The 11,245-nt window shown below is 70.9% G+C and carries 9 protein-coding genes and 2 pseudogenes; 6 read left to right on the plus strand and 5 right to left on the minus strand.

The window, feature by feature from the left end:
* The first annotated feature begins 7 nt into the window (after positions 1-7).
* On the plus strand, positions 8-865 hold the full coding sequence (fdhD, locus tag OG819_RS44050; RefSeq protein ID WP_266630888.1) for a formate dehydrogenase accessory sulfurtransferase FdhD: 858 nt from the start codon (positions 8-10) through the stop codon (positions 863-865).
* 251 nt (positions 866-1,116) lie between these two features.
* Here fdhD and OG819_RS44055 read toward each other — a convergent pair whose 3' ends face one another.
* Positions 1,117-1,659, minus strand: coding sequence for an isochorismatase family protein (locus OG819_RS44055; protein WP_266630886.1), 543 nt, complete (start codon positions 1,657-1,659; stop codon positions 1,117-1,119).
* Positions 1,660-1,678: 19 nt separating this feature from the next.
* Positions 1,679-2,113 carry a MarR family transcriptional regulator gene (locus OG819_RS44060; protein ID WP_266655001.1) on the minus strand — a complete coding sequence of 145 codons (435 nt, stop codon included), beginning with the start codon at positions 2,111-2,113 and terminating at the stop codon, positions 1,679-1,681.
* A gap of 102 nt (positions 2,114-2,215) precedes the next feature.
* Here OG819_RS44060 and OG819_RS44065 point away from each other — a divergent pair, with 102 nt between their 5' ends.
* The gene (locus OG819_RS44065) at positions 2,216-3,139 is read left to right on the plus strand and encodes an NADP-dependent oxidoreductase (RefSeq protein ID WP_266655003.1); all 924 of its coding nucleotides are present in this window, start codon (positions 2,216-2,218) and stop codon (positions 3,137-3,139) included.
* A 111-nt stretch (positions 3,140-3,250) separates the two neighbouring features.
* Positions 3,251-4,495: a DUF4185 domain-containing protein gene (locus tag OG819_RS44070; RefSeq protein WP_266655005.1), complete on the plus strand. Its 1,245-nt coding sequence runs from the start codon at positions 3,251-3,253 to the stop codon at positions 4,493-4,495.
* Here OG819_RS44070 and OG819_RS44075 read toward each other — a convergent pair.
* Positions 4,428-5,441 carry a bile acid:sodium symporter family protein gene (locus OG819_RS44075; RefSeq protein WP_266655569.1) on the minus strand — a complete coding sequence of 338 codons (1,014 nt, stop codon included), beginning with the start codon at positions 5,439-5,441 and terminating at the stop codon, positions 4,428-4,430. The genes OG819_RS44070 and OG819_RS44075 overlap by 68 nt on opposite strands.
* A 181-nt stretch (positions 5,442-5,622) precedes the next feature.
* On the opposite strand from OG819_RS44075, the gene OG819_RS44080 reads away from it, so the two are divergent.
* On the plus strand, positions 5,623-6,516 hold the full coding sequence (locus tag OG819_RS44080; protein ID WP_266655007.1) for a LysR substrate-binding domain-containing protein: 894 nt from the start codon (positions 5,623-5,625) through the stop codon (positions 6,514-6,516).
* Here the strand turns inward: OG819_RS44080 and OG819_RS44085 are convergent.
* Positions 6,491-6,736 (minus strand): annotated as a pseudogene (locus OG819_RS44085) (Lrp/AsnC family transcriptional regulator); the annotation flags it as partial. The gene OG819_RS44080 and the pseudogene OG819_RS44085 overlap by 26 nt on opposite strands.
* 2 nt (positions 6,737-6,738) lie before the next feature.
* Here OG819_RS44085 and OG819_RS44090 point away from each other — a divergent pair.
* Both OG819_RS44090 and OG819_RS44095 read left to right on the plus strand, forming a co-directional pair.
* Positions 6,739-7,002 (plus strand): annotated as a pseudogene (locus OG819_RS44090) (MFS transporter); the annotation flags it as partial.
* 333 nt (positions 7,003-7,335) lie between these two features.
* Positions 7,336-9,162: a long-chain fatty acid--CoA ligase gene (locus OG819_RS44095; protein ID WP_266630876.1), complete on the plus strand. Its 1,827-nt coding sequence runs from the start codon at positions 7,336-7,338 to the stop codon at positions 9,160-9,162.
* Between the two features lie 43 nt (positions 9,163-9,205).
* On the opposite strand, the gene OG819_RS44100 is transcribed toward OG819_RS44095, so the two are convergent.
* The gene (locus tag OG819_RS44100) at positions 9,206-11,233 is read right to left on the minus strand and encodes a PQQ-dependent sugar dehydrogenase (protein ID WP_266655009.1); all 2,028 of its coding nucleotides are present in this window, start codon (positions 11,231-11,233) and stop codon (positions 9,206-9,208) included.
* Between the last annotated feature and the right edge of the window lie 12 nt (positions 11,234-11,245).

Genomic DNA, 11,245 nt, shown 5'->3' on the forward strand with positions numbered 1-11,245 from the left:
TCAGGACATGGGACGAGTCACGGAACGACGCAAGGTGATCCGCATCCGGGACGGGGCGGTCTCCACCCGCCCGGACACGCTCGTCGCCGAGGAGCCACTGGAGATCCGCCTCAACGGGAAACCGCTCGCGATCACCATGCGGACCCCGGGCGACGACTTCGCGCTCGCGGCGGGCTTCCTCGTCAGCGAGGGGGTGTTCGGCAGGGCCGACGAGCTGCAGAACATCGTCTACTGTGCGGGCGCCACGGTGGACGGGTCGAACACGTACAACATCGTGGACGTCCGGACCGCGCCGGGCGTCGTGATGCCCGACATCACCCTGGAGCGCAACGTCTACACGACCTCCTCCTGCGGCCTGTGCGGCAAGGCGAGCCTGGACGCGGTCCGCACGACGGCCCGCTGGGCCATCGACGACGGCGCCGAGGCTCCCCCGGTCCGGCTGGAGCCGGCTCTCCTCGCCGGCCTCCCCGACCGGCTGCGCGCGGCCCAGCGGGTCTTCGACCGGACCGGGGGTCTGCACGCGGCGGCCCTGTTCACCGAGGACGGGGAGCTGCTCGACGTGCGGGAGGACGTGGGCCGGCACAACGCGGTCGACAAGCTGGTCGGGCGTGCCCTGCAACGCGGCGACCTCCCGCTCTCCCGCACGATCCTGCTGGTGTCGGGCCGTGCCTCCTTCGAGCTGGCGCAGAAGGCGGTCATGGCGGGCATCCCCGTACTGGCGGCCGTCTCGGCACCGTCCTCGCTGGCGGTGGACCTGGCCGCCGAGACCGGGCTGACCCTGGTGGGCTTCCTGCGCGGCCCCTCCATGAACGTGTACGCGGGCGAGCACCGCATCGCCCTGCGGGCCGCGGCCGCCCAGGGCTGACCGGCTCCCCGCGACACGGCGGCGGGGCCCCGACCGGCGGGGAGCGCCCCCTGCGCCGTAGGGGCCCCGACCCCCCTTTTTTTAGGGCTCGGTTCGTTTCCGGGGCGGCAAAGCCTGTGTCGAGAGCGCGACCGTGCTCGACCCTCCTTCGTCGGGCCTCCGCGCTCCCCCGCTCTCGGCTCCGCTCGAGCGGGGGGACCCCCATGACCTCTCGACACAGGCGCGCCCCTTCGGCTCACTCGCCGGGGGGATCAGGCTGCGCTGAAGTGCACCTGCGCGGCGGTCACGACCGTACCCAGGCGTGGGAAGTCGAGGCGGACGGAGGCCTCGTGTTCGGGTGCGGTGAGGGCGGCCATCGCGTCCTCGGCGAAGACGAGGTCGTAGCCGAGGTCGCCGGCGGCGCGGGCGGTGGACTCGACGCCGAGGTTGGTGGCGATCCCGCCGAACACCAGTGTGGAGATGCCGTGTTCCCGCAGCCGCTCGTCGAGACCGCTGCCCTGGAACCCACCGATGGTCCGCTTCACGATCTCGAGGTCTCCCTCCGCCGCGAGCCCGGCGACGAGTCCGCTGCCGGGCGGCTGCTCGGGCAGCCCGGGCCGTTCGCCCCTGACGAGCACGACGAGCGCGCCCGCCTTGCGGAAGGCGGCCGCCAGCTCCTCGGCGGCGGCGAGGACTTCGGTGCCCTTGCGGGGTTCCACGGGCAGCCCCACGATGCGCTCCATCAGATCCACGAGCACCAGGGCGGTGCGCGCGGGGTCGAGGGCGAGTCGGGGTTCGGTTTCGGGTGCGGTCATGACGGAACGTTAGCCCGCCCTAGCCGTCCGTACCGGAAATCCGGATCAACAGGCCCATGAACTGCTCCCGCTCGGCCTCCGAGAGTGGTGAGAGGAGCGCGTCATTGGCCTCGCGCGCCACCTGTTCGCAGCGCTCGAGGAGGTGTGCGCCCTCCTCGGTGATGGACACCGCGTTCTTGCGACGGTCCTTGGGGTCGGGTTCGCGCAGGACCAGGCCGGCGCCCTGGAGGTCGTTGAGGACACCGACCATGTCCTTGGGGTCGAGCTGGATGCTGCGGCCCAGTTCGGCCTGGGCGACGGGTCCGAGATCGGAGACGGCGGAGAGCACCACGTGATGCCACATCTTCATGCCTTCGGCGGCCAGCGCCTCCGCGACGAGGGATCGGCCGCGGGCAGCGGCACGACCGAGGAGCCAGCTGGGGAGGGAGCGGATGGCGGGAAGGGGGGCGGACATGGGGCCAGCGTAGCGAATAACCATTGGGTATCCCAATGAATCCAGGATACCGTTGGAACCCCCAACGACCTGAGGGTCTCCCCCCTCACCCCTGGAGGTGCGATGCGTCGCGTCCGATACGAGCACACCGGCGGCCCCCTGTTCCTGGAGGACGTTCCCGTACCCGTCGCCGGGCCCGGCGAGCTGCTGGTGCGCACCGAGGCGGTCGGCGTCACCCTTCCCGTCGTCCGCAAGGTCATCGAGGCCGCGGAGCCGATCCCGCTCGGCGGCGAGACCGCCGGCGAGGTCGTCGCCGTCGGCGCGGGCGTCACCCGCTTCAGGGAGGGCGATCGCGTCACCGGACTCTGCTTCGGGCACGGGTACGCCGACTACGCCCTCCTGAACGAGACCATGGCCTCCCCCGTCCCAGCGGGCGCGAGCGCGGTCGACGCCGTCGCCCTCGTCCGCAGCGGACTGGTCGCGCTCGGCGCCCTGGAGGCGGCGCGCCCCACTCCCGGCGAGGCGGCGCTGATCACCGGCGCGGCGAGCGGGGTCGGCCATCTCGCCGTCCAACTCGCCCGGTCGCGGGGCGCGTCACGTGTGGTCGCAGCCGTGTCCACCCTCGGTCTCGGAAAGGCGGAGTTCGTGCGCGGACTCGGCGCCGACGAGGTCGTCGCGTACGACTCCGAGCACTGGGGCGAGCCGGTCGACTACGCCCTCGACGCGGTCGGCGGTGACCTGCTCACTCCCGCCGTCGCCGCCCTCACCCCGGGCGGGCGGCTCGTCGCCTACAGCTCGGGCGGCGGGACCGTGCGGGCGCACGACCTCCTGATGGGCGCCAAGTCCGTGATCGGCTTCCAGATGGCACGGATCGCCCGGAACGAGCCGCGGTTGCACGAGCGGTGGCGCGAGGAGCTGTGGCACCTGTTCACGGAGGGCGCGTTGCGGCCCGCCGTGCACGGGGAGTTCGCACTGCAGGACGCGGCGAAGGCGCACACGGCGATCGAGTCGCGGAGCAACCTGGGGAAAGTGGTGCTGCGCCCCTGACAGCCGAGCCCGCATTCGGCGTGAACACGCCGCCCTCCCGGGAAGTGACCCGGGACACCGTCCTGTATCTGCCCATGGACCAAGTGCGCGGTGGACACTAACGTCCCGTCCGTGCCCGACGACACACGAGCACGACGACGGCGGGCCGGGGCCGGCCTCGGTGTCCTGCTCGCCCTGGTCTGCGCGGCCGTGCTGCTCACCGCCCTCCCCGACCACGACCGGGACGGCGGCGGCGCGTGCACGGCCCGCACGCTGCGGTCCTGGAGCGCGGACGCTCGGCTCACGGGTGAGTTCGCGCGATACGGGGACGACGCGAGCCGTGTCGACGACTGGACCGGCGGCGACGGAACGCACTCGGTGCGGCTGCCGGACGGGCGGGTGCTGTGGCTGTTCTCGGACACGTATCTGGGCCAGGTGCACGGACCGCCGAACCCGGTCGGCGAGTCGTACGCGTGGCGCGACACGAGCGCGCCCCTGGTGCGGAACTCGGCCGTGGTGATGTCGAGGGACAGGCGGCTGGAGACGACGCTGCCGACGCCGGTGTTCCCCGACCCGGGGCCGGGGCGGTGGCGGTGGCCGGTCGCGGCCCGTGTCGAACCCCGCTCCCCCGGCTCCTCGGAGCAGGTCGTCCGTGTCCTGCTGTGGACCCGTACCGCCGGCCAGGCTCCCTGGATCTACGGCGTGCCCACGTCCACCGAGGTCGCCACGCTCTCGCTGCCCGACCTGCGGCTCGAAGGCATCACCACGGCCTTGGACCAGAGTTCCGTGACGGACCCCTCCCGGCGGGTGCTGTTCGGCACCTCGACGGTCGACGCGGGCGCGTGGACGTACGTCTTCGGCGGCGACGACGGCCAGGCCGCCTCGCGCCCCGCCTCGCAGGCGTACCTGGCGCGGGTGCCGCGCGGCCGGCTCGGGCAGCCGGCGGCCTGGGAGTACTGGGACGGCACCGGATGGGGGGTGCGGACGCGGCCGAGCCCGGTGCTCGGGGACGGGCGGCGGACGGGGGTCGGCAGCGCGTACACGGTGGTGCGGGACGGCGGGACGTACGTCCTGTTCACGATGGCGGCGGGCACCGCGGGCCTGACGACGATCACCTCCTACTGGGCGTGCGCGCCGACCGGTCCTTGGCACGGGCCGACCCGGAGCTTCAGTCCGTCCCTGCCACAGGGGCAGGTGGCCGCCTACAACCCGCAGGTGCACGCGGCGCTGAGCGACGGCGACCGGCTCGTCCTCAGCTACGACGTGAACTGGCTGGACACGACGGGTGGTGTCGCCGCGCAGGCGAACCTCAGTCGGAACGTGGCGCTGTACCGACCGCGATTCGTGACGCTGCGACTGGGGAAACCGGGGCCGTAGCCACCTCGGGGTCGCGGGCGCGGCGCTTGGCGATCACCGCGCACACCATCAGCTGCATCTGGTGGAAGAGCATCAGCGGCAGTACGGCGAGCGAGGCGTGCGCGCCGAACAGCACGCTGGCCATGGGAAGCCCCGAGGCGAGGGACTTCTTCGACCCGGCGAACTGGATCGCGATGCGGTCCTCGCGGTGGAAGCCCAGCGCCTTCCCCCCGTACCAGGTGAGCGTCAGCATCACCGCGAGCAGCACGGCCTCGACCGCGAGCAGTCCCGCCAGTCGCACGGCGCTCACCTGGTGCCAGATGCCCCGCACCATGCCCTCGCTGAACGCCGTGTAGACGACGAGCAGGATCGAGCCGCGGTCGACATATCCGAGGACCTTCTTGTGGCGCGTGATGAACCCCCCGATCCAGCGGCGCAGCACCTGCCCGGCCAGGAACGGCACCAGCAGTTGCAGCACGATCTTGACCAGCGAGTCCGCGGAGAATCCGCCGCCGCTGTTGCCCAGCAGCGCCGCGGCGAGCAGCGGGGTGACGACGATGCCCGCGAGCGAGGAGAAGGATCCGGCGCAGATCGCGGCGGGCACGTTGCCGCGGGCCATGGAGGTGAACGCGATCGACGACTGGATGGTCGACGGGACGAGCGTGAGGAAGAGCAGACCGGTGTAGAGGTTGTGGGTCAGGAGCACCGGTTCGAGGCCGCGAGCGGCCAGGCCCAGCAACGGGAAGACGACGAAGGTGCAGGCCAGGACGGTGATGTGGAGCCGCCAGTGCTTGAACCCCTCGACCGCCTCACGGGTGGAGAGCCGGGCCCCGTACAGGAAGAAGAGAAAGGCGATGGCGGCCGTGGACGCGCCCGACGCGATGTCGGCGCCCGTACCCCGCGCCGGGAGCAGGGCCGCGAGGCCCACCGTCCCGAGCAACAGCAGGATGTAGGGGTCGATCGGCATCCAACTCGGCCACTGCAGGCGTTTCACGGTGCTCCACTGCTCAGACGTCGTACGGGGCGGTCCCGAGGAGAGGGGCGGCCTCGGGGCGGTTCGTGCCCTCTCCATCGTCCTCTTCCGGCCCGCGATCGGGAATCCGTCATACCGTTCTGACTGTCATCACGTTCCGCGATAACGTGAGGGTGTGTACGACCCCTCCCAACTGCGTACCTTCCTGGCGGTGGCCCAGACTCTGAGCTTCACCCAGGCCGCCCGGCGGCTCGGGCTGCGCCAGTCCACCGTCAGCCAGCACGTACGCCGCCTCGAGGACGCGGCGGGACGGCAGCTGTTCTCGCGGGACACGCACTCCGTGGAGCTCACCGAGGACGGCGAGGCGATGCTCGGCTTCGCGCGCCGCATCCTGGCGGTGCACGAACAGGCGACCGCCTTCTTCGCGGGCACCCGCCTGCGCGGCCGGCTGCGCTTCGGCGCCTCCGAGGACTTCGTGCTGACCCGGCTCCCGGAGATCCTGGAAGGCTTCCGGTACGACCATCCGGAGGTGGACCTGGAGCTCACGGTCGAGCTGTCCGGCACGCTGCACGAACAGCTCGCGGCGGGCAAGCTGGACCTGGTGCTGGCGAAACGCCGGCCCGAGGACCCGCGCGGCGAGCTGGTCTGGCACGACCGCCTGGTGTGGATCGGCGCGGAACGCCTGCGGCTCGACCCCGACCGCCCCGTCCCCCTGATCGTCTACCCGCCCCCGGGCATCACCCGCGCCCTCGCCTTCGAAGCCCTGGAACGACAGGGCCGCGCATGGCGCATCGCCTGCACCAGCGGCAGCCTGAACGCCCTCGTCGCGGCGGCCCGCGCGGGCCTCGGTGTGATGGCCCACTCACGCGGACTGATCCCCCCGGGCCTCGTCCGCGTCCCGGACCGGGCGGGCCTCCCGGAACTCGGCGAGGTCGACTTCGTCCTGGTGCACGCGCAACGGCGTACGCCCGCGCAAGGGGCGGCGGAGGCGCTCGCAGCCGCGATCCTGAGCGGCGGGGACCGGCTGCTCCGGGGTGGCGGGACTAGCGGGTCGGTCTCGCGTACGTGAGTTGCTTGACCCTGCGCAGGAACGGTGTCGTCTCGACGTGCTGGACCCCTTCGAGGGTGCCGAGGCGGCCGCTGAGGTAGGCGTAGAGGCCCGCCGTGTCACGGACGACGGCGGTGACGACGATGTTGGAGGGGCCGGCCGTCGCCGCGGCGAAGGCGATCTCGTCGTGGGTGGCGAGGGCCTCTCCGACGGAGTGCAGGGCCGCCGGGGCCGCGGTGATTGATGCTGACCTCCCGCATGCAGGACACGCTCTCGCACGACGCGGCCCACACCCTGGCCGGCGGTGGCGCCGGGGCACTGCGCGGTCCCCTCTCCGAGCACACCCTGCGGGGCGCGTTCGCCTCGGGACTCGACTCGGCGTCGGTGGCGGCGGGCGTGACGGGGATGGTCGCCGGTGCGCTGGTACTGGTGTTGGTGCGGACGCCGCGCGCTGTGACGGACACGGCCCAGGCACCGGCGAAGCGGGCGGCGGCGTCCCGCGCATGACACCGGTGAGGGCCCGGTCATGACACCGGCGGAGCCGGTCCCGAAACCACCGGGACCGGCTCCGGCGGTAGCCGCGCGGCACGGAATCGGAACCTCCATGTCCGGTATTCGGCGTCCCGAGCCCAGTAGCAGGGTCGTACAGATTCCGTGGAGATTACGGGATCGAAACCTACGCAACCGTAAGGGATTCTGTCCGACCCTTCCCCATGTGCGGGCATTTTCTCGGCTGACCTGTGCATATGCCGCACACACCCCGGCTCCGGCACCCCTCCCGCCCGACGGCGCGGTGGGGTAGCTTTCACGGCGCTGTGCGGAGCGCCACTAGGAGCGGGATTGCGCGAGTTCACCAACCCTCCGTTGGCGTCGGCGCCGCCGGTGGGCGGCCTGGCCGACGTCGTGTTCGACCATGCCCAGGAAGACCCGCTGCGGGCCGCGTTCGGCCGCAAGGACGACAACGAACAGTGGCGCGATGTGACGGCCGCCGAGTTCCGTGACGAGGTCCTCGCACTTGCCAAGGGACTGCTCGCCCAGGGAATCCGATTCGGCGACCGGGTCGCGATCATGTCCCGCACCCGCTACGAATGGACACTCTTCGACTACGCATTGTGGACGATCGGCGCCCACGTCGTCCCCATGTACTCGACGTCCTCGGCCGAGCAGGTCTTCTGGATGCTGCACGACGCGCAGGTGTCGGCCGCGGTGGTCGAGCACGAGGACCACGCGATGACCATCGCCACGGTGATCGACCGGCTGCCCCAGCTGCACAAGCTCTGGCAACTGGACTCGGGCGCGGTGCAAGAGCTCTACGAGGCGGGCGCGGGCATCGACGACGAGGTGGTGCACCGGCACCGGCGCGCCGTCACCCCCGAGTCGATCGCGACGATCATCTACACCTCGGGCACCACGGGCCGCCCCAAGGGCTGCGTCATCTCGCACGCCAACTTCATGGCCGAGGCGAGCACGGTCATCGGGCTCATGGAACCGATCTTCACCTCCAAGCGCGACAACGGGGCGTCCACGCTGCTGTTCCTGCCGCTCGCGCATGTCTTCGGGCGGATGGTCCAGGTCGCGGGCGTCCTCGGGAAGGTCAAGCTGGGCCATCAGCCGCAGATGCACGCCGCCGTGCTGCTGCCCGACCTGGCCGCGTTCCAGCCGACGTTCATCCTGGCGGTGCCGTACATCTTCGAGAAGGTCTTCAACGCGGCCCGCCGCAAGGCCGAGAAGGACGGAAAGTCCGGTGCCTTCGAGAAGGCCGTGGAGGTCGCGGTCCGCTACGCGGACGCGATCGAGGCGAAGGCGTGGGGGATCGGCGCCGGGCCGTCGGCGAGCCTGCGGATGCAGCACCAGTTCTTCGACAAGGTCGTCTACACCAAGATGCGCGCCGCCATGGGCGGCCGGGTCAGACACGCGGTGTCGGGCGGCTCCGCGATGGACCGTCGGCTCGGGCTGTTCTTCGCCGGCGCGGGCATCCAGATCTACGAGGGATACGGGCTCACCGAGACCACCGCCGCCGCGGTCGTCACTCCGCCCGAGCGGACCCGGTACGGGACGGTCGGCCAGGCCATCCCGGGCATGACCGTGCACATCGCGGACGACGGCGAGATCTGGCTGCACGGCGACAACATCTTCCAGGGCTATCTGAACGACCCCAAGGCCACCGACGCCGCACTGCACGACGGCTGGCTCGCCACCGGCGACCTCGGCACCCTCGATGAGGACGGCTTTCTCACCATCACCGGGCGCAAGAAGGAGATCCTGGTGACCTCCGGCGGCAAGAGCGTCTCGCCGGGTGTCCTGGAGGAGCGTGTGCGCGACCATCCGCTGGTCGCGCAGTGCATCGTGGTCGGCAACGACCGGCCGTACATCGCGGCGCTCGTCACCCTCGACTCCGAGGCCGTCGACCACTGGCTCCAGATGCGGGGCAAGCCGCGGCTGTCCTCCTCCGACCTGGTGCGCGACCCGGACCTGGAGACCGAGGTGCGGCGGGCGGTGGTAGCCGCGAACACCCTGGTCTCACAGGCCGAGTCGATCCGTACGTTCCGGATACTGGCGAACCAGTTCACCGAGGAGCACGGGTTGCTGACGCCTTCGCTGAAGTTGAAGCGGAAGGCCATCGAGAGCGCGTACGAGACCGAGGTGGAGGCGTTGTACCGGGCGTGAGCCCGCTCCCCGGTACAACGCCTCGGTCGGCCTGGTCGTCGGCCTAGTCGATGCTCACCTTGAAGATCTTGTCCGAGCCGTCCGCCGCTCCTCCGTTGTTGTCGCAGTTGGTGGTGGAGAGCCAGAGCTGGTCGGCGCCGGGCACCTTGGTGACCGTGCGCAGACGGCCGTAGGTGCCGACGTAGTACGCCGTCGGCGTGCCGACGTTCTCCGTGTCGCCGGTGATGGGGATCCGCCACAGGCGTTCACCGCGCAGGGACGCCATGTAGACGACGTTGCGCACGATCGCGATGCCGCTGGGGGACGCCTCGGAGACGTTCCAGGTCGCCTTCGGGTTGGTCATCCCGGAGACGCCGCAGCTGCCCTCGCAGGTCGGCCAGCCGTAGTTGGCACCCGGCTTGATGAGGTTGAGTTCGTCCTTGGAGCTGTTGCCGAACTCGGCCTCCCACAGGCGGCCGTTGCGGTCGAAGGCGAGGCCCTGCGGATTGCGGTGCCCGTAGCTGTAGACGTAGTTGCCGAACGGGTTGCCGGGGGCGGCCTTTCCGTCCGTCGTCATCCGCAGGATCTTGCCGTTCAGCGACGTCTTGTCCTGGGCCAGTTCGGGTGTCTGGGCCTCGCCGGTGGAGACGTACAGATAGCCGTCGGGGCCGAAGAGCAGCCGTCCGCCGTTGTGGTAGCGGTTCTTCTTGATGCCCTGGAGGAGGATCGTGTAGTTGGTGAGGGAGCTGCCGTCGTAGGTCATGCGGACGACGCGGTTGCCCTCGGAGGCCGTGTGCATGAAGTACACGTAGTGGTTGGTCGCCCACTTCGGGTCGACGGCCACGCCCAGCAGTCCGCCCTCGCCGTTCGTGGTGACGGCGTTCGGTACGGTTCCGACCTGGGTCTTCGTGCCGCCCTTGGTGACCTTCCAGACACGGAAGTCGTCCCGCTCGGTGACCAGCGCCGTCTGTCCGTCGGGCATCCAGTACGTGCCCCACGGGATCGTCCAGCCGCTGGAGACGGTCCCGATGGACGAGGGGACCCCGCCGTCGGTGGCACACGCCTTCGTCGTGAAGGTGACCGTGTCGCTCTGCGCAGACACGTTGCCGGCCGCGTCCCGCGCCACCACGTTCAGGGTGTACGGGCTGTTGCAGGCGAGCCCGGTGAGCGTGGTCGACGTGCCGGTGACGCTCTTGTACACCGTGGTGTCGCTGCGCACGTCGTAGCCGGCGACCGCCTTGTCGTCGGTCGAGGCACCCCAGCTCAGGTCGGCGCTGGTGGCCGTGACGTTCGACGAGGTGAGGGTGCCGGGTTTGGTGGGTGGGGTGGTGTCGGAGCTGGGCCGGGTCGTGCAGTCGACGACCGGGCTGGCCTGGGAGGCGTTGCCGGCCGCGTCGCGCGCGATGACGGTGAGGTTGTAGGTGGTGTTCGGACTCAGTCCGGTGAGCACCTTGGAGGTCGCGTCGCCCGCCGCCTCGCCGAGCTTGTTGCCGTGCTCGTAGAGGTCGTACGCGGCCACGCCGACGTTGTCGGTCGACGCGCCCCAGGAGAGGGTGAGGCCGTCCTCGCCGATGGCTGAGCAACTCGGCTGGCCCGGCCGCGACGGTGCCTGGGTGTCGGCGGCGGCGCCGACGCTGACGCGGTCGAGGTTGGGGCCGCCGTTCGCCGTGGTGGCGGTCGCGCGGATCTTGTTGGAGCCCGCATTGAGCTGGACGTTCAGACTCTTCGTCGCCCAGGTGTTCCAGTCGGTGGTGGCCGGGAAGGAGACCCCGGAGGCGACGACCGTGCCGTTGACGGAGAGGTCCATCGGGCGGTCGACGCTCGTTCCGTTGGCGTAGCGCAGAGCCAGCGAGGAGGTGCCGGCCGTGACCGCGCTCACTGTGAACTCCACGTACGAGCCGGTGATGTTGGTGTAGTCGACGAAGCCGGTGCCTGTGTAGCCGGTGTGGTTGGTGGCGACGGCGCCCTGCGAGATCGTGGCGTCCTCGGCCTGGTAGTCGGTGGCCGCCTGCGCCGCCGTGCCGGTCAGCGCGACGAGCGGCACGGCCAGGGCGAGCGAGAGGCACCAGGGCAGCGCTCTGTTGAGTTTCATGGGTTCGTCCCC

It is taken from the genome of Streptomyces sp. NBC_01549 (assembly GCF_026339955.1).
In the GTDB taxonomy this organism is placed as follows: Bacteria; Actinomycetota; Actinomycetes; order Streptomycetales; family Streptomycetaceae; genus Streptomyces.

Excerpts from the sequence above, each read along its gene's own strand:
- OG819_RS44100 (WP_266655009.1), bottom strand. The coding sequence starts at position 11,233 with ATGAAACTCAACAGAGCGCTGCCCTGGTGCCTCTCGCTCGCCCTGGCC.
- OG819_RS44075 (WP_266655569.1), bottom strand. The coding sequence starts at position 5,441 with ATGCCGATCGACCCCTACATCCTGCTGTTGCTCGGGACGGTGGGCCTC.
- OG819_RS44060 (WP_266655001.1), bottom strand. The coding sequence starts at position 2,113 with ATGTCCGCCCCCCTTCCCGCCATCCGCTCCCTCCCCAGCTGGCTCCTC.
- fdhD (WP_266630888.1), top strand. The coding sequence starts at position 8 with ATGGGACGAGTCACGGAACGACGCAAGGTGATCCGCATCCGGGACGGG.
- OG819_RS44055 (WP_266630886.1), bottom strand. The coding sequence starts at position 1,659 with ATGACCGCACCCGAAACCGAACCCCGACTCGCCCTCGACCCCGCGCGC.
- OG819_RS44065 (WP_266655003.1), top strand. The coding sequence starts at position 2,216 with ATGCGTCGCGTCCGATACGAGCACACCGGCGGCCCCCTGTTCCTGGAG.